At 70.0% G+C, this 21807-nt stretch carries 22 protein-coding genes; 15 read left to right on the forward strand and 7 right to left on the reverse strand.

All coding sequences use genetic code 11. From position 1 onward, the window contains the following. The first annotated feature begins 213 nt into the window (after positions 1 to 213). Positions 214 to 525: a hypothetical protein gene (locus ACTMTI_RS54100; protein ID WP_441128906.1), complete on the forward strand. Its 312-nt coding sequence runs from the start codon at positions 214 to 216 to the stop codon at positions 523 to 525. Positions 526 to 534: 9 nt separating this feature from the next. Here the strand turns inward: ACTMTI_RS54100 and ACTMTI_RS54105 are convergent, their stop codons facing one another. The 4 genes from ACTMTI_RS54105 to ACTMTI_RS54120 form a co-directional block, all read right to left on the reverse strand. After that, the gene (locus tag ACTMTI_RS54105; RefSeq protein WP_441128907.1) at positions 535 to 1509 is read right to left on the reverse strand and encodes a tyrosine-type recombinase/integrase; all 975 of its coding nucleotides are present in this window, start codon (positions 1507 to 1509) and stop codon (positions 535 to 537) included. 147 nt (positions 1510 to 1656) lie between these two features. Further along, positions 1657 to 3396, reverse strand: a complete 1740-nt coding sequence (locus ACTMTI_RS54110) for a dihydroxy-acid dehydratase (protein WP_441128908.1) — start codon at positions 3394 to 3396, stop codon at positions 1657 to 1659. 21 nt (positions 3397 to 3417) lie between these two features. Continuing rightward, complete coding sequence (locus tag ACTMTI_RS54115) at positions 3418 to 4176, reverse strand: SDR family NAD(P)-dependent oxidoreductase (protein ID WP_441128909.1); 759 nt, start codon at positions 4174 to 4176, stop codon at positions 3418 to 3420. 9 nt (positions 4177 to 4185) lie between these two features. Beyond that, the gene (locus ACTMTI_RS54120) at positions 4186 to 4932 is read right to left on the reverse strand and encodes an IclR family transcriptional regulator (protein ID WP_441128910.1); all 747 of its coding nucleotides are present in this window, start codon (positions 4930 to 4932) and stop codon (positions 4186 to 4188) included. A 71-nt stretch (positions 4933 to 5003) separates the two neighbouring features. On the opposite strand from ACTMTI_RS54120, the gene ACTMTI_RS54125 reads away from it, so the two are divergent. Then, entirely contained in the window at positions 5004 to 5660 is a 657-nt protein-coding gene (locus ACTMTI_RS54125) for an RraA family protein (RefSeq protein WP_441128911.1), read from the forward strand. After that, positions 5657 to 7219: an alpha-amylase family glycosyl hydrolase gene (locus ACTMTI_RS54130; protein ID WP_441128912.1), complete on the forward strand. Its 1563-nt coding sequence runs from the start codon at positions 5657 to 5659 to the stop codon at positions 7217 to 7219. The genes ACTMTI_RS54125 and ACTMTI_RS54130 overlap by 4 nt, the downstream gene beginning before the upstream one ends. Before the next feature lie 126 nt (positions 7220 to 7345). Here the strand turns inward: ACTMTI_RS54130 and ACTMTI_RS54135 are convergent, their stop codons facing one another. Both ACTMTI_RS54135 and ACTMTI_RS54140 read right to left on the reverse strand, forming a co-directional pair. Next, the gene (locus ACTMTI_RS54135; protein ID WP_441128913.1) at positions 7346 to 8041 is read right to left on the reverse strand and encodes a Tn3 family transposase; all 696 of its coding nucleotides are present in this window, start codon (positions 8039 to 8041) and stop codon (positions 7346 to 7348) included. A gap of 196 nt (positions 8042 to 8237) precedes the next feature. After that, positions 8238 to 8471 carry a hypothetical protein gene (locus ACTMTI_RS54140; RefSeq protein WP_441128914.1) on the reverse strand — a complete coding sequence of 78 codons (234 nt, stop codon included), beginning with the start codon at positions 8469 to 8471 and terminating at the stop codon, positions 8238 to 8240. 103 nt (positions 8472 to 8574) lie between these two features. Here ACTMTI_RS54140 and ACTMTI_RS54145 point away from each other — a divergent pair, with 103 nt between their 5' ends. The 8 genes from ACTMTI_RS54145 to ACTMTI_RS54180 all read left to right on the forward strand — a co-directional run bounded on the left by ACTMTI_RS54145 (position 8575) and on the right by ACTMTI_RS54180 (position 16582). Next, on the forward strand, positions 8575 to 9285 hold the full coding sequence (locus ACTMTI_RS54145) for a FadR/GntR family transcriptional regulator (RefSeq protein WP_441128915.1): 711 nt from the start codon (positions 8575 to 8577) through the stop codon (positions 9283 to 9285). 193 nt (positions 9286 to 9478) lie between these two features. After that, on the forward strand, positions 9479 to 10753 hold the full coding sequence (locus tag ACTMTI_RS54150; protein WP_441128916.1) for a lyase family protein: 1275 nt from the start codon (positions 9479 to 9481) through the stop codon (positions 10751 to 10753). Next, positions 10750 to 11685 (forward strand): hypothetical protein, encoded by a 936-nt coding sequence (locus tag ACTMTI_RS54155; RefSeq protein WP_441128917.1) that lies wholly within the window; start codon positions 10750 to 10752, stop codon positions 11683 to 11685. Before ACTMTI_RS54150 ends, ACTMTI_RS54155 begins: the two co-directional genes overlap by 4 nt. Before the next feature lie 32 nt (positions 11686 to 11717). Then, the gene (locus ACTMTI_RS54160) at positions 11718 to 12716 is read left to right on the forward strand and encodes an ABC transporter substrate-binding protein (protein WP_441128918.1); all 999 of its coding nucleotides are present in this window, start codon (positions 11718 to 11720) and stop codon (positions 12714 to 12716) included. Positions 12717 to 12719: 3 nt separating this feature from the next. Further along, positions 12720 to 13661, forward strand: coding sequence for an amino acid ABC transporter permease (locus ACTMTI_RS54165; protein ID WP_441128919.1), 942 nt, complete (start codon positions 12720 to 12722; stop codon positions 13659 to 13661). Beyond that, complete coding sequence (locus ACTMTI_RS54170) at positions 13661 to 14428, forward strand: amino acid ABC transporter ATP-binding protein (protein ID WP_441128920.1); 768 nt, start codon at positions 13661 to 13663, stop codon at positions 14426 to 14428. The genes ACTMTI_RS54165 and ACTMTI_RS54170 overlap by 1 nt, the downstream gene beginning before the upstream one ends. Positions 14429 to 14459: 31 nt before the next feature. Next, positions 14460 to 15590, forward strand: coding sequence for an N-methyl-L-tryptophan oxidase (gene solA / locus ACTMTI_RS54175; protein WP_441128933.1), 1131 nt, complete (start codon positions 14460 to 14462; stop codon positions 15588 to 15590). Next, positions 15587 to 16582, forward strand: a complete 996-nt coding sequence (locus ACTMTI_RS54180) for an aldo/keto reductase (RefSeq protein ID WP_441128921.1) — start codon at positions 15587 to 15589, stop codon at positions 16580 to 16582. The genes solA and ACTMTI_RS54180 overlap by 4 nt, the downstream gene beginning before the upstream one ends. Here the strand turns inward: ACTMTI_RS54180 and ACTMTI_RS54185 are convergent. Next, positions 16570 to 17130, reverse strand: a complete 561-nt coding sequence (locus tag ACTMTI_RS54185) for a helix-turn-helix domain-containing protein (RefSeq protein ID WP_441128922.1) — start codon at positions 17128 to 17130, stop codon at positions 16570 to 16572. The two genes, ACTMTI_RS54180 and ACTMTI_RS54185, sit on opposite strands and share 13 nt — an antisense overlap. Before the next feature lie 55 nt (positions 17131 to 17185). Here ACTMTI_RS54185 and ACTMTI_RS54190 point away from each other — a divergent pair, with 55 nt between their 5' ends. The 4 genes from ACTMTI_RS54190 to ACTMTI_RS54205 all read left to right on the forward strand — a co-directional run bounded on the left by ACTMTI_RS54190 (position 17186) and on the right by ACTMTI_RS54205 (position 21770). Continuing rightward, the gene (locus ACTMTI_RS54190; RefSeq protein ID WP_441128923.1) at positions 17186 to 18067 is read left to right on the forward strand and encodes an ornithine cyclodeaminase family protein; all 882 of its coding nucleotides are present in this window, start codon (positions 17186 to 17188) and stop codon (positions 18065 to 18067) included. Beyond that, on the forward strand, positions 18067 to 19182 hold the full coding sequence (locus ACTMTI_RS54195) for an aminotransferase class I/II-fold pyridoxal phosphate-dependent enzyme (protein WP_441128924.1): 1116 nt from the start codon (positions 18067 to 18069) through the stop codon (positions 19180 to 19182). Before ACTMTI_RS54190 ends, ACTMTI_RS54195 begins: the two co-directional genes overlap by 1 nt. A gap of 123 nt (positions 19183 to 19305) precedes the next feature. Then, on the forward strand, positions 19306 to 20835 hold the full coding sequence (locus ACTMTI_RS54200) for an ABC transporter substrate-binding protein (RefSeq protein ID WP_441128925.1): 1530 nt from the start codon (positions 19306 to 19308) through the stop codon (positions 20833 to 20835). Beyond that, the gene (locus ACTMTI_RS54205; RefSeq protein ID WP_441128926.1) at positions 20817 to 21770 is read left to right on the forward strand and encodes an ABC transporter permease; all 954 of its coding nucleotides are present in this window, start codon (positions 20817 to 20819) and stop codon (positions 21768 to 21770) included. Before ACTMTI_RS54200 ends, ACTMTI_RS54205 begins: the two co-directional genes overlap by 19 nt. Positions 21771 to 21807: the final 37 nt, after the last annotated feature.

Consider the following 21807-nt stretch of genomic DNA (forward strand, 5'->3'; position numbering starts at 1 on the left):
CGTTTTGGCCGTACACGGTCCCCGGTTCCGACGAACCCAAGGGTGCATAACCACCCAGACCACCCCAACCGTTCGACGTCGACCCTTGGGTTCGCGGGAACTCCGGGCTTTCCCGGCCTCGCTGTAGTCCTGGAGAAATTTCCAACGGATTTGCCTGACCTGCGACGATGCACGGCTCTGTGACTGTGGTGTCGATTCGCTTACGGTGAAGGCGTGAGCGACGACAAGCCGGAGTTTGGGCACGGCGCGGGCGGTCGGCCGCTGTGGACCGTGCGGGATCGGGACGCTGAGGTCATCCGGACGGTGCTGCGCCAGGCGGGACGGCGGGAGTTCAGCGAACGCCATGACGGGTTCGTCGTCGAGGGCGGGGACGGCGGTGCGCCGTTCCTGGTCGCCTGCACCGAGGAGGCCGAGAAGTCCTCGCCGGAGGTCAGGCGGTATCAGGTCGACCTGGTGAAGGCCGGGTATCGAGTCGAATCCGACCCCGACGATGATCAGGTGCTGCTGGTGCGGGACGGCTCGTGACGCGGTGGTCTACCGGGTGGTGTGGGAGTCAGCGGGTGCGGCGGCGCTGGACGGGGTCGGCTTCGGCGGTGATGCGGGCGGAGGTCTCTTCACCGAGTCGCACGTAGTGGCCGAGGCTGGCCAGGTGCTGGTGGCGGCTCTTGGCTTGCAGTTCGGGCGCGCTGCGCCCGGCTTGGGCGAGATGCTGGAGCGCGGAGTGCCGTAGCTGGTGCAGGGTCCAGCCTTGCCGGTGTGGGTCGAGTGTGGCGGAGGCGGTCTTGAACAGGTACTCGGCGCGCGGTAGGACAGCCGGCCGCGCCGGGTGGTGGGGTCGATGTCGCCGTCCGCCGGCGCTCTGGGGCCGGAGGTGGGAGCGCGCCGGTCGGCCAGGAACACCGGCCCGCTCGTGCGGCCGGCCAGCAGTCGGGGCAGCAGTCGGGCCGTAGGGGTGGCCCAGTGCACGTACTCGATCGCGCCGCCCTTGGAGGTGACGCGGGCGCGTCGGAACTCGGGGTCGAGGTCTTCGATGTTCAGGGTGAGGATCTCCTCGGCGCGGGCGGCCGTCTCATACAGCAGTCGCCAGAGCACCCGTTCGCGGAGGGCGTGCGAAGTGTCGGTGAACAGCGTCTCCAGCCGGGTGCGCGGGATGGAGCGGTCGCCGCGGCGGGCGCTCTTGCGGCGTTCCAGCCGCCGGGCCGGGTTGGTGGCGAGGATCTCCTGGCGCTGGGCCCAAGTGGTGAAGGAAGTGAGCGCGGACAGGTGCCGGTTCCATGTCGCGGCTGTGGCCGCCGTCCAGCGTTCTATCGCCGCGGCGTAGTGCTCGGGCTGGAGGGCGGCGGCCGGGAACTGGGGGCCGGTGATGGCGAGCAGGCGCCTGAGGGTCTCGGCGTAACCGGTGCGGGTCGTGGCCGCGGTGATGGAGTCGAGGAAGCGGTCGACCGCTGTCGCGGTCGTTGGGCCGACCGGGGCCGTGTCGGGCTGGCCGGGGAACGCGACGACGGACAAGCCAAGCACCTCCTACGCCGATGTGACACATAACGTTACCGAGTGGCACCCGGCGCGGCGGATGCCGAGCTGGCGGACACGATCGACAACCAGTCGATGTGACAGATAATTCATATTCTCTGTCACATAGCCCTGCCGGAAATCGGATTACCAGCCGCCGTGCCATCCGCTCAGCAGGCCGGTTGGCAGCGGGGTGGTGTCGGCGTCGGTGTCCGGCTCGTGGAAGGCGAAATCGCAGCCCTGATCGGCCTGCAGCACGTGCCCGGTGTAGAGGCGGACCCAACCGGACGCGCCGGTGAACATCCGGGGTGGAGACTCACAGAGCCTGCGCCTGATCTCGCTGTCATCCACCTCCAGGTTCAGACGCCGTCCGGGGACGTCGAGGTCGATGAGGTCGCCGTCGCGGACGGCCGCCAGGGGGCCGCCCACGGCGGACTCGGGCGCGACGTGGAGGACGACGGTCCCGTACGCCGTTCCGCTCATCCGGGCGTCCGAGACGCGCACCATGTCGGTGACGCCCTCGCGCAGCAGTTTCGCGGGAATCGGGAGCTGCCCCCATTCGGGCATGCCCGGTCCGCCTACGGGACCCGCGTTGCGGAGGACGAGCACCGAATCGGCGGTCACCGGCAGCGCGGGATCGTCGATTCGTGCGGCCAGGTCGGAGACGCTGTCGAACACGATCGCGGGCCCGCGATGGCGAAGCAGCCGGCCGGAGGAGGCCGACGCCTTGATGACCGCGCCGTCGGGCGCCAGGTTGCCTCGCAGCACCGCCAAGCCGCCGGGGTCGCCGAACGGTTCGTCGAGCGTGCCGATCACCCGGCGGTCGGGTGAGACGGGCACGTGAAGCTGCTCCTGCAAAGTGTGGCCTGTCACGGTGAGGACGTCGGTGTGCAGCAGCGGCTCCAGCTCGCGCAGCAGGGCCGGGACGCCACCGGCGCGGAAGAAGTCCTCGAACAGATGCTCGCCCGCAGGCCGGACGTTGACGAGCAGCGGCGTACGCGCCGCGGCGGCATCGAGGTCGTCGAGCGAGAACGGCACCCCGCTGCGCCTGGCCAGCGCGAGCAGGTGGACGATCGCGTTGGTCGATCCGCCGATCGCGGCCAGCACGGTGGCCGCGTTGAGCAAGGCGGCGCGAGTGATGATCTGGCGAGAGCGTGGTCCGGAGCGTGCGAGGAACACCGCACGGGTGCCCGCACTTTCCGCTGCGGCGTATCGCCGCGCGTCCCCCGCGGGGATGGCCGCCGAGCCGGGCAGCGCAACGCCGAGGGCCTCCGCGAGCACGGCCATGGTGGACGCCGTGCCCATCTCGGTGCAGTGCCCGACTCCGGGCATGGCCGCCTGCTCCAGCTCGGCGAACTCCGCGTCGCTCATCTGCCCGGCGCGCAGCCGGTCGGTGTACCGCCACAGATCGGTGCCGACGCCGAGCCGCCGTCCGCGGAAGACCGCGGGTGCGGCGGGGCCGCCGGGCACCATCACGGTGGGTACGTTGGCCGAGGCGGCGCCCATGAGCTGCGCTGGGATGGTCTTGTCGCAGCCGCCCAGGAGCACGACCGCGTCGAAAGGATAAGACCGCAGGCTTTCCTCGACGTCAATGGCCATCAGGTTGCGGTACAGCATCGCGGTGGGCTTCATGAGGTTCTCGCCCAGCGAGATCGTCGGGAACTCCAGCGGCAGCCCGCCTGCTTGGAGCACGCCTCGCCGTACGGCGTCGGCGAGCCCGCGGAAGTGCGCGTTGCAGCTGACCAGCTCCGACCAGGAGTTGGCGATGCCGACGATCGGCCGGCCGGAGACCGCGGCCTGGGACAGCCCCGTGGCGCGCAGTGAAGCTCGGTGCAGAAAGCCCGGCAGGTCCTCGCCCGCGAACCAGGAGGCACTTCGCAACGACACGTGATCGGTTCCTTTCGGGGTTCAGTAGATCCGGGCCAGCAGCCCGCCGTCGACCACGAGGTCGGTGCCGGTGACGTACGCGGCGTCGTCGGAGGCCAGGAAGAGCGCCGCGGCGGCCACGTCCTCGGGCGAGGCGAAGCGGCGCAGCGGATAGCGCTCGGCAAGCCGCGCGCGTGCGGCGTCGGGATCGGGCTGGAAGGCGAAGAAGTCGTCGAGCAACTCGGTCTCCACATCGCCCGGGCAGATGGTGTTGACGCGGATGCCCTCAGGCCCGTGGGCGGCGGCCAGCGCCCGGGTCATGGACCGCAACCCGCCCTTCATCGCGCCGTAGGCAGGCATGTCCGGGTCGCCCACGATGCCGAGCAGGGACGCGGTGATGACGATCGAGCCGCCGCCCCTTTCCCGCAGCGCCGGCAGAGCGGCCTGTATACCGAGATAGACGCCGCGGAGGTTGACCGAGTGCAGCCGGTCCCACTGCTCGGGGCCGGTGTCCTCGATCCGGCCCATGACCTGCACCGCCGCGTTGGCGTGCAGGATGTCGACCCCACCGAACCGGCGGACGGTCAGTTCGACCATTCGCGCGTTGTCGCCGGGGGATGCCACGTCCGCGGCGATGGCGAACGCGTCGGCGCCGATCCGCCGCGCGAGATCCTCAACCGCCTCGGCGCGCTGGTCCACGCAGGCCACCAAGGCGCCTTCGGCGGCGAACCTGGCCGCGGTCGCCGCCCCGATGCCGCCGGCCGCGCCGGTGACGATCGCTACTTTTCCTGCCAGCCGCAATGGTCCTCCTCAATCGTTGGTCTTGATCCACGTCGACAGACGCGCGCAGGCCTGGCGGACCGCTTCGCCCACCTGTGGCCACTGCGTCCTGGGCAGGCGGGCCGCCACCGCCGACACCGAGATCGCGCCGATCGGCCGATCGGCGCGGCCGAGCACGGCGGCGGCCAGGCAGATGCCCCCGATCTCGGATTCCTCTTCGTCCAGGGCGTAACCATGGGCGCGTGCCTCGTCGAGAGCGGGGCGCAGCTCCGCCAGCGTCGTGCAAGTGGACGGGGTCAGCCGCGCGTACGGCTCCTGCCCCAGCAGCGCGCCCCACTCCCGTTCCGGCAACGCGGCCAGGACGGCCTTGCCGATCGCGGTGCCGTGCGGGGGCACCCGTTCCCCCAGCGTCGTGGTCAGCCGGATGGCGTGCACGGCGTCCACGGTGTCCGCCCAGACGATGCGCCCGCGCCGCAGCACCGCGAGGTTGATCGTCTCACCGGTGAGCCCGGACAGCTCGGCCAGCACCGGCGCGGCCAGGGGAATCAGCGAGCCGGAGTCCGAGCGCGCCGTCAGATCGTTCAACGCCGGACCGAGCCGGTACTCATGCGTCTGCGGCAGGTGCCGGACATAACCGCGCTCCTGCAGCACTGCGAGCAGTCGGTGCACGGTGGCGCGGGAGGCGCCGAGCCGCTTGGCCAGCCCGGCCAGCGTCGTCTCGCGGCCCTCGGCCAGGAGCTCCAGGGCGTCGAGGGCGCGCTCCAGTGAGCCGGACACCTTTACTCCTGTCTCATATAGTGCAACAGACTTGTTTGCATATATGAGATTAAAGCAGGCACACTCCCCGTATGTCACAGCCATCCCTCCGCCAGCTGTTCTCGACCGTCTCAAGCGCGCTCGCGGCCGACGCGCTTGACCAGCTCGACCTGAGAAACCAGTGCCTGCCCCCGGACGTCGCGCCCCTCGCACCTTCACACACGCTGCTCGGCCCGGCCTTCTGCCTGCGTGCCGAGCCGGCCCGCGAGACCCGGCCCGCCGTGCCGTACCAAGGGTTGCTGCAGGCGATGGAACACGTCCAAGCAGGTGAGATCGTCGTGTTCAGCACCGGCAGGTCCGACGCGGCCGGCGTATGGGGAGAGCTGATCACCACCGCCTGCCAAGCGCGCCGCGTCGCCGGAGCACTGACCGACGGCCTGGTACGGGACGCGGCAACGCTGGCCGGCGGGCCCTTCCCGATCTTCAGCCGGGGGACGGTCCCCTACGACAGCAAGGGCAGGCTCGACGTGGTCGCGCACGGCGAGCCCGTCACGCTGGGCGGCGTGCTGATCCGGCCCGGCGACCTACTGGTCGGCGACCTGGACGGGGTCACCGTCGTACCGGCCGAAGTCACAGGCCGCGTCGCCGAGCTGGTCGCGGACAAGCGCGCGGCCGAGGACGCCTTCCGCGCCGCGGCCGCCGAGAGCGGCTCGCTCGCCGACTCCTTCCACCGGTACGGCGTCCTGTGACGGCGGCCACCTGGTGGAAGCACGGCGCGATCTACCACGTCTACCCCCGCTCCTTCGCCGACAGCGACGGCGACGGCGTGGGCGACCTGCCGGGCATCACCGCGCATCTGGACTACCTGTCCTGGCTCGGGGTCGAGGCGATCTGGCTCTCGCCGTTCTACCGCTCCCCCCAGCGCGACTTCGGCTACGACATCACCGATCACACCGAGGTGGACCCCTTGTTCGGGACCCTCGCCGACTTCGACCACCTGCTGGCCGAAGCACACCGCCGCGGGCTGCGCGTGATCCTCGACTTCGTGCCCAATCACACCTCCATCGACCATCCGTGGTTCGCCGCGTCCCGCGCGTCCGCGGACGATCCCATGCGCGACTGGTACATCTGGCGCGACCCGGCGGGCGGCGGGCCACCCAACAACTGGCGCGCGGTCACCGGCGGGCCCGCCTGGACCCTCGACCCGCGGACCGGCCAGTACTACCTGCACTCGTTCCTGCCCGAGCAGCCCGACCTGAACTGGCGCCACCCCGAAGTGCGGCAGGCCATGCACCGGGTGATGCGGTTCTGGCTGGAGCGGGGCGTCGACGGCTTCCGCGTCGACATGGTGGACTACCTGCTGAAGGACGAACGCTTCCGGGACGAGCCCCTCGACGGGGATGGCGGCTACGAGCCCGCGCTGGCCCGCTACCAGCTCAACCAGCCCGGCACCCTGGGACTGCTCAGGGAACTGCGCGACATCACGGACGGCTATCCCGGGCGGGTGCTGGTCGGCGAGGTCGAATACCGGCTCCCGCTCCCCCGGCTGGCTGGCTACTACGGCAGGGACGACATGCTGCACCTGCCGATCAACTTCTGGTTGCTGTTCACCCCTTGGCAGGCGGACGACCTCCAGGCATTCATCACCGCCTATGACCGCGCGTTGCCCGCGCACGCGTGGCCCAACTGGGTGCTGGGCAGCCATGACATCTCCCGCATGGCCACCCGGCTCGGCCGCGACCAGGTACGCGTTGCGCTGATGCTGCTGTTCACCCTGCGTGGCACACCAGTGCTCTACTACGGCGACGAACTCGGCATGATCGATGTGCCGATTCCCCCGCACCAGGCACGCGACCCCTGGGAGGGACGAGATTGTGCCCGCACCCCGATGCCCTGGACCGCAGGACCAAACGCCGGATTCTGCCCGCCAGCGGCTCGGCCGTGGCTGCCGCTGGGCGACCCGTCCGTCAACGTCGCCGCCCAGGCGGCCGACCCCGGCTCGCTCCTCAACCTCACCCGCGCCCTGCTCGGGCTACGCCGCGGACACGCCGCGCTGAGGGACGGGTCGTACCAGCCTGTGCCCGCCCCCGATGGTGTGCTCGCCTACCGGCGCGCCCATCCCGATGAAGAACTGCTGATCACGCTCAACCTCACCGGCTCGGCCCTCGACATCCCGATCCCAGGAAAACCGCTGCTGTCCACCCACTCGGGAAGCAGATTGCTACTCCCTCACGAGGGACGCATCACCGTACTCAGAACTGCTGGGCATGTCTCCGAGGTCGAACAAGCTCTGGCGACCGCTAGATGACGCGCTCACTGTCCCCGCCCCGACGAACACCGGCGCCAATTTCTGCACAACCATGCCGAAGACAATCGCTGCCTGGATCCTCGCGCCCGCTCGATGTGATCGGGAGGAGACGCCGTTCTGGTCACATCAGATCTTAGATTCCGTCGCCGTCGGGCGTAGTGGCCGCCAGCCGCCGCCGTCCAGCTTGGCCAGCTCCGCCTCGACGTCCACGGTGATGACACCGAAGAAGTTGACGTTCTCGCTGTGCGCCGGGGAGATGTGGGCCAGCAGCTCGTCGGGGACGTCCCGGCCGGCCGCCCGGAGCTGCCGTACGGCGAGCGAGTAGTACTCGGTCGTCCAGGTGATGACAGAGTTGGTCAAAACGGTCAAACACCACGCCTGGTCCGTCTGGTCGGCCAAGGCCGGCTTGGTGACGGCGCCCTGCTGGGCGTAGTGCAGGTCCCGGCGTAGCGCGTGCAGGCTCTCGCCTTTGTTCAGCTGGCGGGCGATCTTGCGGCGGTAGGCCGGGTCCGACAGATACTTCGCGGCATGCAGGGTACGGCGTAGCATGCCCCACTCCTTCAGCGCCGCGGCCAGGGTGTTCTGCCGGGAGGCGGCCGACCATTTGCCCACCACCAGGGAGGCGGTAGCCTGGCCGTACTTCAGCGACCCGGCCATGCGCAGCAGGTCGGGCCAGCACTCGGCGATGAGATCTTCGTTCCAGCGTGCGCTCAGCAGCGGGCCAGCGTGCGGGTAGCGCTTGACCGTCTCCGTGGGCGTCTCGTCCCGGATCAGCGTGATTTTGCCCAGGTCGCGGATGCGCGGGGAGAGCAGCTTGCCCACCAGGTCGAACGTGCTTGGGAACGGTTGTGCTGGTCATCATTCATCCTCCTGCTCGGGAATGCCCCGATACTGGCAGGCGCCACTGACAACGGGGCAGCAGACGGCTCGGCTGCCGGTTCCGCTTGACGTGGTGCAGAGAAACCGCCTCCCTGGTGAGCGAGCCTTTCCAAGTGATGTGGTAAGGGCCCTTTTCTGCTTAGGGCGCGTCAAGGCCGACGTTGCGCATGGCGTTGTCGCGCCAGCGGTCCACGGCCCGGATGTAGCGCAGCACGACGGGTGAGGCAGGGGCCCAGCGGCCGTGCTTGGCGATGACGGCGACCGGGACGCCGGCGGCGTAGGCGACGGTGGCGCCCCCGGCGCGCAGGCTGTGCGCGGTGGTGAGCTGCTTCTGGACGGCGTCGAAGGAGCCGAAGTTCTTACAAGGCGACAAAGACAGAAGAGGGAAAAGTGGAGCCTGGCAGCGTGTCAGGTTGCCTAGCCTCTCGGTAACATGAACTTGCGCACATGCGGTCACAAAAGAGGAGCTTCCAGTAGTGACGAGCGGCAGTCCTGGGTTCTCGGTGACCCCAGTGGTCAAGAAGAGTGCGGCCGTCCAAGTAGCCGACCAGATCGTCGCGGCGATCCGCGACGAGCAGCTCAAGCCCGGCGACAAGCTGCCCTCAGAGCGGGAGCTCGCGCAGAACTTCGCAGTGTCCAGGCCCACCATCAGGGAGGCGCTGGCCGCGCTGGAGCTGGCGGGACTGGCCAAGTCGCACAAGGGCAGGGGCACGGTGATCATGGGGTCGGCCGCCACCGTGGCGACCTGGGGCGTAGAGGTGCTGCCTCCACAGGTGTTCGAGGCCAGGCTGGCGATCGAGCCTTGCCTGGCCTCGCTGGCCGCAGAGAAGCGCTACCCCGAGGATCTGGAGATGCTCGAGGCTGCACTGGCCAAGCTGGAGGCTGAATACGCCGAGACCGGGGCGTACGGGAGCGACCTCCCGGTGCACCGGGCCATCGCCCGCGCCGCCCGCAACCCCCTGCTGGAGCAGGCGCTGGAAGAGGCGTTGCGGCACGTCGAGAAGCCGTTGTGGTCGGAGTTGCGCCGCCGTGCGCTGGCCCAGCGCAGCGCCCGCGACGGTCACGTCGAGGAGTCCCGCATGGTGATCAGGCACATCCGTGATGGCAAGGCCGCCGAGGCGGCGGAGGTGTGGCGGCAGCATCTGCTGAGCTACCGCAGCGAGATCCTCGGCGCCGCCGATCAGTGATCCCGTGAAGGCCCGCCTGCGCAGCGCAGGCGGGCCTTTGTCGTGTCAGAGGTCAGGTTGCCTGGCAGGTTCACGGCGTCCAATCCAGCGCTTGTGGGCCTTTATTTACATTCCTCGGTCTTGACATGCCCGTTTTGGCGAGAAAGTCTGGCTGGCAACCTACCAGGCAACCTTTCAAGTGAGGGGGATGCTCATGGAGCAGCCGGCGTCCCGGGTGGAGCATGATCTCTTAGGGGAGCTCACGCTTTCCTCGGCCGACCTGTACGGCATCCACACGGCACGGGCCAGCGAGAACTTCCGCCTCGGCGGCGAGTCCCTGCGCGAGTTCCCCGCACTGCTGACCGCGCTGGCCCAGGTCAAGAGCGCCGCCGCATGGGCCAACGCCAAGCTCGGCGTGCTGGACTCCGACCTCGCCCAGGCCGTCATGGCCGCCGCCCATGAGGTCTGCCAGGGTGGTCTGCTCGAGCACTTCCCGCTGGAAATGGTCCAGGGCGGTGGCGGCACCTCGACCAACATGAACATGAACGAAGTGCTGGCCAACCGGGCGACCGCCCTGCTGGGCCGGCGGGTGGACCCGCACGACCACGTGAACCGCTCCCAGTCGACCAACGACGTGATGCCGACGACGGTGAACATGGCGGTGCTGGTGACCGCCCGTTCCACGGTCGGCTCGCTGCGGATCCTGGCCGAGTCGCTGAGCCGCAAGGCCAGGCAGTACGCCACGCTCGACCGGCTGGGCCGCAGCTGCCTTCAGGACGCGGTCCCTGTGCCGGCCGCCCTCGTGCACGAGGGCCAGGCCACGTCGGTGCGGGCCGCTGCCGCTGCCCTGGAGGACGCGGCCGAGGCGCTCAGGTCCGTGCCGCTCGGCGCGACCGCGATCGGCACCGGCCTCGGCGCGCCGGAGGGGTACGGCGAGCTGGCCATCCAGCGCCTGGCGGAGGAGACCGGGTTGGACCTCCGGCAGTCCGCGAACCTGTCCGAGGGGATCTCCTCGCTGGAGAGCCTCGCCTGGGTCGGCGACGCGATGGCGCGGGCCGGCCGTGTCATCGCCCGCATCGCCGGCGACCTCAGGCTGCTGGCTTCGGGCCCGGTGGGCGGGTTCGGCGAGGTACGCCTGCCGCCCGTGCAGGCAGGCTCGTCGATCATGCCGGGCAAGGTGAACCCGGTCATCCCGGAGCTCGTCATGCAGGTGTCCTTCCAACTCCAGGGCGGCGCCCACACCGTGCGCCTGGCCAGCGCCGCCGCCGAGCTGGAGGTCACCGCCATGGCTCCAGTGGTCACGGCCGAGCTGCTGCGCGGGCTGCGGCGCCTCGGGGGCGTGTCCGAGGCGTTCGCTACCCGCTGCGTCGACGGGCTGACCTGGAACGAGGCGATCGTCCGTGCCAACCTGCGCGGCTCGCTGCAGCCCGCCGTCGAGTCGGCGGTCGAGCACGGCCACGCGTACGCGATCGAGGAGGGCGGGGCATGATCGTCGACCCGATTCACGACGGCGCCACCGATCCGGTGCTCGTCTGGAACCACGAGGAGGCCTCGTGGTGGTGCCTGTTCGTGCACCGGCGGGCCAACACGAAGATCGGCGGCCCGCCCCGGATCGGCCGGTGCCACGGCAGCGAGGTCGGCGCGGCGAGCTCGGCGGACGGCGGCCGGAGCTGGCTCTACCGGGGCACCGTCTCGCTGCCCGTCGAACGCGGAACGAACACGTTCTGGGGTCCCGACGTCGTCTGGCACGACGGCATGTACCACATGTTCGTGACCTTCATCCGGGGCGTGCCCGACGACCCGGCGTGGGACACGCACGGCCGGCCCAGCCCGTGGCACCGCCAGATCCACCATCTGACGAGCGCGAACCTGTGGGACTGGGAGCACGTCTCCCGGTTGGATCTCGGCACGGATCATGCCGTGGACCCGTACGTGTTCCCGATGCCGTCGGGCGGCTGGGGACTGTGGTTCAAGGACGAGGCGCGCGGCGGCTCGATCTGGCGCGCCGCCAGCACGGATCTGTACGAGTGGAAGGTCGCCGACCAGGTGCTGACCGACTGGCACGAGGGCCCGTCGCTCTTCGAGCTGGGCGGCAGCATCTGGATGATGGCCGAGAGCCGCAACGGGCCGGTGGTCTACCGCTCCGGTGACGCGCTCACCTGGGAGCCCCGCGGGCCGCTCGTGGTGCCGGGCGAGACGCCGCGCCAGCCGAACGTGCTGCCCGTCGGCGACGACAGGGCCTGCATGACGTACTACGCCCAGACCGGGACGGACAGCTTCGGCGTAGCCGTGCCGACGTCCGGCCAGTCCTCTGTCATCCGCCTGGCCGAGCTGGAGCTGGCCGGGGATGGCCTCGAATGCCGTACGGGGGTCGTCGCGGAGCTGCCGCTCCGCGCCGCAAGAAAGTCCGACACCAGGTAATCGATCCCTGGAAGAGCAAGGCTGGTGGCACATTGAGCATTCCCTGCAACCGCAAGCACACGTACGCGGCGGCCATGACCGGCGCCCTCCTCCTCACCCTCACCGCCTGCGGTACCGGCTCGACCGCCCAGGACACGGCGGGCACGAGCGCCGCCGCGGCATCCTCAGGATCGCCGGCCGCGATCGCCAAGGACGCAGAGCTGGTCACCGCGGTGCCGGCCGAGATCCGTAACAGGGGCACCCTGATCATCGGCACGAACGCGCCTTACCCGCCGCTGGAGTTCTTCGCCGAGGACAACAAGACCCTGGTCGGCTTCGACATCGACACCGGCAACGCGCTCGCGGAGATCCTCGGGCTGAAGGCCGACTGGCAGAACACCTCCTTCGACAACATCATCCCGGGGCTGGAAGCGGGCCGGTACGACATCGGGATCGCCGGGTTCGGGATCGAGAAGGAGCGGCTGGAGGTCGTCAGCTTCGTCTCGAACTACCTCAGCGGCGGCGGGTTCCTGGTGAAGAAGGGCAGTGGGGTCAAGGCTAACGACTTCAAGGACACCGTCTGCGGCCTGCGGGTGGCTGTGCAGAGCGGGACGACGCAGGTCGAGCGGCTGGAGAAGGCGGAGAAATACTGCACGGGCGCCGGCAAGAAGCCGGTTCAGATCATCCGCATCCCCGACCAGAACCAGGTCGTGCTGACGCTGTCGAGCGGCCGCGCGGACGTCGTGTCCGCGGACAAGCCGGCCGTGGAGTGGGCCGCGAAGCAGTCGGAGGGCGCGCTCTGCGTCACCGGCACGTACCGCACCCCGCACAGCCTGGCCGGCATCGCGGTCCCCAAGCGCAACTCCGCGCTCAACGACGTGCTGCAGAAGGCGATGACGAAGCTGATCGCGGACGGCCGCTACAAGAAGATCGCCGAGAAGTGGGGCGTCGTGGACGGCGCGATCGACAAGTCGGAGATCTTCACCGAGCCCGGCCAGGTCCAGGACGGCGACGAGATCTTCCCGCAGCCGATCAAGGAAGGATGCGCCTAGCCCATGGCTACGGACATCACCCGGCACGCCTCGCCGGAGCACGCCGAGGTTGCGGAGATCAAAGCGATCCCGGCGCGGCACCCCTGGCGGTGGGTTGCCACGGGCTTCGTGCTGCTGCTGGTGGCGTTGGTGGTCGTCTCGCTGTTCACCAATCCGCGCTACCGGTGGGAGATCGTCGCCAAGTACCTGTTCGACGGGACGGTGCTGCACGGTCTTCTGCTGACGCTGGAGTTCACCGCCATCGCGATGACGATCGGCGTCGTCCTGGGCGTCGTGCTGGCGGTGATGCGCGGCTCGCCCAACCGGGTGCTGTCGTGGACGAGCGGGGCCTACATCTGGTTCTTCCGCGGGACCCCGCTGCTGGTGCAACTGATCTTCTGGTTCAACCTCAGTGCGCTGTATCCGACGATCGACCTCGGCGTGCCGTTCGGGCCGACGTTCGCGACGCTGGACGCGAACGTGCTGATCACGCCGTTCATCGCCGGTGTGCTCGGCCTGGCGCTGAACGAGGGTGCGTACATGGCGGAGATCGTCCGCGCCGGGATCATGTCGATCCCCAAGGGCCAGCTGGAGGCGGCGAGTTCGCTGGGGATGCCGCGGGGCATGACCATGCGGAAGATCATCCTGCCGCAGGCGATGCGGGTCATCATCCCGCCGACGGGCAACAACACCATCGCGATGCTCAAGACCAGCTCGCTGATCAGCATGCTGGCCATCCCGGAGCTGCTCTACAGCGTGCAGGTCATCTACGGCCGCAACTTCCAGACGATCCCGCTGCTGCTGGTGGCGAGCATCTGGTATCTGCTGGCCACGTCGATCCTGACCACTCTGCAGACCAGGATCGAGCGCCGTTTCTCCTCCGGCGCCGATCCCCGGGATTCGTACGGCTCCCGGCTTCGCCACAATCTCTTCTCGCGGCGGCAGACCGTCAAGGAGGCCCAGTGATGTCCGCCAAGCCGCTGGTCCAGGCCCAGAGCGTGCACAAGAGCTACGGCCGCCACGAGGTGCTCAAGGGCGTCGACCTGCTCCTGGAGGAGGGGCAGGTGCTGTGCTTGGTCGGCCCGTCGGGCTCCGGCAAGAGCACGTTCCTGCGGTGCATCAACCACCTGGAGACGATCAACCGCGGCCGGCTCTGGGTCGACGGCGAGCTCATCGGGTACCGGCAGAGCGGGGACGCGCTCTACGAACTGCACGAGAAGGAGGTGTGCCGCCAGCGCGCGCAGATCGGCATGGTGTTCCAGAACTTCAACCTGTTCCCGCACTACACCGCGCTGGAAAACGTCACGATCGGCCCCCTCCTGGTCAAGAAGGAGCCGCGGGCGGCCGCCACCGAGCACGCGGAGGAGCTGCTGCGCCGGGTGGGTCTCGGCGGCAAGCTGCACAGCTACCCCGGCCAGCTGTCCGGCGGCCAGCAGCAGCGCGTCGCCATCGCCCGGGCGCTGGCCATGCGGCCGAAGCTGATGCTGTTCGACGAGCCGACGTCGGCGCTGGACCCGGAGCTGGTGGGCGAGGTGCTCGACGTGATGCGGCGGCTTGCCGGCGACGGGATGACCATGATCGTCGTCACGCATGAGATGGGTTTCGCGCGGGAGGTCGGGGACTCGCTCGTGTTCATGGACGACGGCGTGATAGTCGAGTCTGGGCACCCGCGTGACGTTCTGGCCAACCCTCAGCACCAGAGAACCCAGGCGTTTCTGTCCAAGGTGCTGTGACTTCAAGAGATGGAGCAACACGTTGCTTGATGTGATCGTGATCGGGCTCGGCGCCATGGGCTCGATGACGGCGTGGCAGGCCGCCGCACGGGGGGCTTCGGTCGTGGGGATCGAGCAGTTCCCGCTGGCGCACGCGCGCGGGTCCTCGCACGGGGGGTCGCGTATTTACCGGCAGATCCTGTTCGAAGGCAAGGAGTACGTGCCACTGGCCCGCCGCTCCCTCGACCTGGTCAGGGAGCTCGAGCGGGAGAGCGGCGCGGCGTTGTTCGCCCGCTCCGGCGGGCTGGTGATCGGCACTCATGGCGGGCCGCTGATCGAGGACGCGCTCGCCAGCGCGGTCGCGGGCGGGGTGGAGTTCGAGCAGCTCGAACCGGACGAGCTGCGGGCCCGCTTCCCACAGCACGCGGCCTTCGACGACGACGTGGCGGTGTACGAGCCGGGCGCCGGGGCTCTGCGTCCCGAGTCATGCATCACGGCGGCGGCCGAGGCGGCAGCCCGGGCCGGCGCCCAAATCCGCGTCGAGACCCCTGTCCTGGCCCTGCGCCCCGGTGACGCGTACGTCGAGGTGGCCACCGGCGACGAGACGCTCAGAGCGAAGACGGTGGTGCTCGCCTCCGGCGCGTGGGGACTGGACCTGCTGCCCGGAGTGGAGCTGCCGCTGCGGACGCAACGGTCCTGCCTGGCCTGGTTCAAGGCCCGGCAGGACCAGGGCGACTACCGGCCGGAGAGCTTCCCCGTGTTCGTCAGGGAGAGCAGGGACCTCGACGGTTGGGGGATCCCGGACGTCGACGGGCAAGGGGTGAAGGTCGGGGTCGGCGGCACCGTACAGAAAAGGTGGCTGGACCGTCCCGAGGACAACTGGGAGCCCCCGTCCGCGCAGGACCTGAAGCCCGCGGAGGACTTCTGCCGCATCGCCTTCCCCGGGCTCGACCCCCGCGTCGCCCATGCCACGGCCTGCATGAACTCCAAGACGCCCGACGGCGATTTCATCATCGGCCACGTGGGCGGCAGCGGCCGTGTGGTGTTCGCCGGGGGCTTCTCCGGCCACGGGTTCAAGCACTCGCCGGCGGTCGGCCTCATCTGCGCCCAGCTCGCGCTCGACGGCCGTACCGAATTCGCCATCGAAAAATTCTCTCCCAACCGTTTCGAGGACGCGCGATGAAGTACGCACATCTGGGCAGGTCGGGGCTGCGGGTCAGCCGGCTGGCCCTCGGCACGATGAACTTCGGCCCGATCACGGATGAGGAGAGCGCGCACCGGATCCTCGATCTCGCGGTGGACGGCGGCGTCAACCTCGTCGACACCGCCGACGTGTACGGCGCCGACGCCAACAAGCAGGTCTACGGCCTCGAACCGGAGAAGGGCCGGACCGAGGAGATCATCGGCAGGTGGCTGGCCGCGACGCCCTCCCGCCGGGACGAGATCGTGCTGGCCACGAAGGTGTACGGCGCCATGGGGCCCGGGGTCAACGACATCCGGCTGTCGGCGCGGCACATCGTACGAGCATGCGAGGCGTCGCTGCGCCGGCTCCAGACCGACCACGTGGACCTCTACCAGCTGCACCACATCGACCTGGCGACACCGTGGGAGGAGATCTGGGAAGCACTGTCCCTGCTGCGACAGCAGGGCAAAGTGCTGTATTTCGGCACCAGCAACCATGCGGCCTGGCACATCATGCAAGGCCAGTTCACCGCGGAGCGTCAGGGGCTGCTCGGCTTCGTCGCCGAGCAGAGCATCTACAACCTGGCGCAGCGGTCGGTCGAGCTGGAGGTGCTGCCTGCCTGCCGGGCGCTGGGGCTGGGCTTTCTGCCGTACAGCCCCCTCCACGGCGGGCTACTGGGCGGCCTGCTGCGCAAGCAGGACGCCGCTCGGGGCAAGAGCGGCCGCGCCGCGACTGCGCTGCAGGGCTACCGGGAGCGGGTGGAGCGCTACGAGAAGACGTGTGACGCCTTCGGCGAGCATCCTGCCGTGGTCGGCCTGGCGTGGCTGCTGCACCAGCCCGGCGTCACGGCGCCGATCGTCGGCGCACGCACCGCCGAGCACCTGTCCCTGGCCCAGCGTGCCCTGGAGGTCGAACTGGACGCCGAGCAACTGGCGGCGCTGGACGACATCCTCCCTGGGCCCGGCCCTGCCCCTGAGGCCTACGCCTGGTGACGCCCGAGCTCCACGACCCGGACGAAGGACACGGCGCCGTCAGGAGCCGTGTACGCGTACGGCCGGTCGCTGGCCAGCCGCGCGGACGCGCCGGCGGCCAGCTCGGCTGAGCGGCCTTCGATCTCCACCACCAGCGTTCCCGCAGTGACGAGGATGAGCTCTTCCGAGCCACGGGGATCGGCCTGGGCCTGGTAGCGGTCCCCGGGCTGGAGGGTCCACTCCCACAGCTCGGGGCCGCCGCGCCGGGCGCCGGCCACGTGTAGGAGCGCGCGGCTGCCCGCCCGGCTGCGCCAGACCTCGACCGGCTGGGACACGTGGAGCGGCTCGGCGCCCCATGGCGTGGTCAGGGTCGCGAAGTCGACGCCGAGGGCACGGGCGATCTTGTCGACGGTGGCCAGGCTCGGGTTCGCCGTGCCCTGCTCGATCTGGGTGAGCATGCGGCGGCTGAGCCCGGCGCGATCGGCCAGCGCCTGCACGGTCAGGTCCGCCTCCTGGCGGCGGCGCCGCACCTCGCGGCCGAGGCGCTCGATGAACTCCCCTGTTGACACAATCACTTCCTAGATGGGCACTATATTTTCCATGATGAGCACTAAAATACCAGTAATGGAACGCCTGCCCGATCTACCGGCAGGTGACGTCCTTGACGCGTTGCGTACGGCGTTCACCGAACTCGCCGCAGGTGCGGCCGCGCAGCCACCCCAGACCCTCACCCTGCTGCCGAGCGGCGGCGACGTCATCGCCTACCAGGCGGTGCTCGGCGACGCCTATGGGGTCAAGGTCTCGCCGTACCTGCCGCAGCCCGACGGCAAGGGCATCGTCACCGCGTGGACGCTGTTGCTGAGCACGCGAACCGGCCGCCCTCTGCTGCTGTGCGACGCGGGCGCGCTCACCGTGGAGCGCACCGCCGCCACCAGCGTTCTCGCCGTGGACCGGTTGGCCAGTCCCGACGCGGCCACGCTGGCCGTCATCGGGTCCGGCACGCTCGCCCGCGCGCATCTGCGTTACGCCCGCGCCGTACGCGATTTCACGTCGGTACGCATGTACTCGCCCTCTCTCACCCCGGCCACCGTCCCGGAAGGGGTGAGCGTGGCCGGCAGCGCCGAGGAGGCCGTGGCCGGCGCGGACGTCGTGCTGCTGTGCACCTCAGCGGCCGAGCCTGTCGTCGACGCCGCCGCATTCCGGCCCGGCACGGTGGTAACGTCCATCAGCACCAACGCCCCGCGCGCGCACGAGATCTCCCCCGCCGCCCTGGCCTCGCTGGAGGTCTACGGCGACTACCGGCCCACCGTCGCCGGCACGGCCGGCGAGATGGTCATCGCCGCCGAGCAGGGCCTGTGGTCCGCCGAGCACCTGCGCGGGGACCTCCCCGAGCTGGTCACGGGCGCCTGCCCGGCGCCCACCGGCGAGCGGCCGGTGTTCTTCCGCTCGGTCGGCCTGGGAATCGAGGATCTCGCCGTCGCCCGACTGCTCCTGGAGAAGTCCTGATGTCGTTCACGCCGTTCGGGCTCGAAGAGTGGCAGTCCCGCTACGAGCACACCGTCGCCTACAACCTCGCCGACAGCGGCTGCCACCCGGTCGCACTGAGCGAGCTACTCGGCGACGATCCCGAGGCCGTCGACCGCCTGCTGGCCTCAAGCCTGCACTATCCGCCGGTCGGCGGCACCGACGCGCTGCGTGCCCTGATCGCCGCCTGGCACGGCGCCACCGCGGACAACGTCCTGGTCACCGTGGGCGCCGCCGAGGCGAATGCCATCACCATCGCCGGCCTGGTCGACCCGGGCGATCACGTGGTGGTCATGGAGCCCGGCTACCGCCAGGTCCGCGGCCTCGCGCTCAACGCCGGCGCCGAGGTCGACGCCTTTCCCCTTGACCCCGGCCACCAGTGGCGGCCTGACCTCGACGCCCTGAACCGCGTGGTCCGCCCCGGCACCAAGCTCATCGCCGTCACCAACCCCAACAATCCGGTCGGCGCCATCCTCACCCCGTCCGAGGTGGACGCCATCGTCGCGGCGGCCGAGCGGGTCGGCGCCTGGATCCTCGCCGACGAGGTCTACCGCGGCACGGAACGCCTCACCGACGAGGTGACGCCGAGCTTCTGGGGCCGCTACGACAAGCTCGTATGCGTGGGCGGCCTGTCCAAGGCCTTCGGCCTGCCCGGCCTGCGCCTGGGCTGGCTGGTCGCGCCACCCTGGCTCAGGGAGGCGGCCTGGCGCCGTCACGAGTACGCCACCATCGCGGCCGCCAGCCTGTCCATGCATCTGGCCGAGATCGCGCTGCGGCCGGCGACCATCGACCGCCTGCTGACCCGCAACCGGAGCCTGATCCGCGACGGCTACACGCGCCTCCAGCAGTGGATCGACCGGAGCGAGGGGCTGCTGTCCATCGCCCCACCGCACGCGACCGCCCTGGGCTTCGTGCGCTACCACCTGCCCCGTCCCAGCATCGAGATCGCCCACGCAATCCGCGAGCACGGCGACGTGCTCGTCGGCGCGGGCGCGCACTTCGGGGTGGAGCATCACCTGAGGATCACGCACGGCCTCGCGGTGGGGTACGTGGACGCGGCGCTCTCCAGCATCACTCGTGTCCTCAACTCACTGTGATCGGCCACGTCAGGTGTGGCAGTCGTCACGTTGCGTTGACATCCATGTTTAGGGTAGGCAACCCTAAGTAAACAAATCACCATGGATGGGGACAAAGTGCATCTGAGTCGGCGCCAGCTTCTCATGACGACCGGAGGCACCAGCCTCGCAGCGCTGCTCGCCGCCTGCGGCGGCAACGGATCCAACGCCCAGCCGAAGCCGACGGCGTCGGCGGCTCAGGGCACCCCCGTGAGCGGCGGCACGCTGCGGATAGGCGCGCTGGGCCGGGCGAGCGCAATCACCCGCGACCCGCACGGTACCCAGGCGAACGAGAGCGACTATCTGATCATCAGCCTCGTCTACGACACCCTGACCGCCCCGGGCGCCGCCCAGAACACCGTCCCCAGGCTGGCGGCGAGCTGGAAGGCCGACGCCGACGTCAAGACCTGGCGCTTCACCTTGGCCAAAGGCGCGACCTTCCACGACGGCACGCCGGTCACCGCCGAGGACGTCGCCTGGTCGCTGCGCCGGCTGCGGGAGACCCCGGCGGGCGCGTCCCGCCTGCCGGGCATCAAGGCGGACAACATCAAGGCGGAGGGTGACGCCGTGGTGCTGACCTCCGACTACCCGAACGCCGACCTGCCGCTGCTGCTGCGGCTGACCACGTTCGTGCTGAAGAAGGACACCAAGGAGGTCGCTGACGCACCGGGCACCGGGCCGTTCAAGCTGGAGTGGTACCGCGACGGCAACGCCCGCCTGGTACGCAACGACGCCTGGCACGGCGGCAAGCCGTACCTCGACGCGATCGAGGTGAAGATCTTCGAAAGCCCGCAGGCCATGGCCAACGCCCTGCTGGGCGGCCAGATCGACGTGGCCTCCAACGTCGGCGCGGTCGCCGCCAGGACCGCGGCCTCTCGGCCGGACGTCCAGGTGCTGCGCAGGCCCGACGACATGGCGATGCCGATCGTCATGCGTACGGCGGAGGGCAGCCCGTTCGCCGACCCCAAGGTACGCGAGGCGCTGCGATTGGCCGTCGACCGCGACGCCATGGTCAAGCAGGTGCTCAGCGACTACGGCAAGGTCGCCAACGACGTGCTCGGCACCGGCGACCCCGCCTACGCCAAGGACCTGCCGCAGCGCGCCCGCGACCTGGCCAAGGCCAAGCAGCTGCTGCAGGAGGCCGGGTTCGACCTGTCGAAGACGTACCAGCTCAAGACCACCGAGGACATTGCCGGGCTGGCCGAGTCCGCGGCGCTGTTCGCCACGCAGGTCCGCGAGGCCGGCGTGCAGATCGAGGTCGTCAAGGAGGACTCGGGAACGTTCTGGGACAAGACCTGGCTCAAGGGCGACCTCTACACCACCTACTGGGGCACCAACGACTCCGTGGTGTTCTTCGCCAGCAAGCTGCTGACAACCGGGGCAGGGCAGAACGAGTCGGGGTGGAGCGACGCCGAGTTCGACGAGACGTACAAGCAGGCCGTGGGCACGCTGGACGAGGCCACGAGGACGCAGGCGCTGCGCAAGCTCCAGGAGATCCAGCACGAGCGGTCCGGCTACCTGCTGTGGGGCATGGCCGACGGCATCGACCTGGCCGCGGCGAACGTCCGCGATCTACCCAAGCTGCCCGGGTACGGACGAGTACAGCTCGAGCGGGTATGGCTGACTCGAGCATAGCGGCGGTCACGCGCCTGGCCTGGCTGCTCACCCGCAGGATCGCCCTGTGCGCCGCGCTGCTGGCGCTGGTCTTCGCCGTCGTCGAGGCGCTTCCCGGCGACGCCGCCGACGCGACGTCCGAGCGCGGGGAGAGCGCTGCGGACGTCGAGCGGCGGCGCGTGCTGCTGGGGCTGGACCAGCCGGTCGCGGTGCGGTTCCTGCACTGGATGGCCGGGCTGCCGACCGGCGACCTCGGCGTCTCCGCGCGCGGCGAGCCGGTGCTGAGCCTGCTGGCCGGGCCGTTGCCGAACACCCTGCTACTGGGTGGGCTGGCGCTGGCGGTCACCGTCGTCGCCGCGCTCGGGCTCGGTTGCTGGGCGGCGCTGCGGCCGGGGTCGGTGACCGATCGGGTGATCTCGGCGTCGGCGACCGCGGTGCTGGCGCTGCCGGAGTTCGTGATCGCGGTGGCGCTGGTGCTGGTCTTCGCCCTGTGGGCAGGTGTCCTGCCCGCTGCCACGATGGCCGGTCCGGACGGCGCGCCCGCGTCGTGGACGATGCTGGTGCTGCCCGTGCTGGCACTGGCGATTCCGCAGGTCGGGTGGAACGCCCGGATCGTTCGAGGCGCTCTCGCCGACGAGGCCAAGGCTCCCCATGTCGCCGCTGCCGTGCTGGACGGGCTGCCATCACGCCGGATCCTCACCCACCACCTGCTGCCGGGCGCGCTGCCCGCGATCGCGATGGGCGTGGCGACCTCCACGGGCATGCTGCTCGGCGGCGCGGTCGCGGTGGAGACGATCTTCAACTATCCAGGCGTAGGGGCGCTGCTGGCGGGCGCGGTGGCCGATCGGGACGCCCCGCTCATCGCGGGCGTGGTAGCGCTGACCGGGGTGGCGATCACGTGCGTGCTGCTGGCGGCGGACGCGATCCGGGCGTGGGCCGCGGGAGTGCGCCGGTGAAGCGCCGCGACTGGGGCATGAGATTCGGAATCCCTCC

Origin of the sequence: Nonomuraea sp. H19 (assembly GCF_052068215.1) — a bacterium.
Lineage (GTDB): Bacteria > Actinomycetota > Actinomycetes > Streptosporangiales > Streptosporangiaceae > Nonomuraea.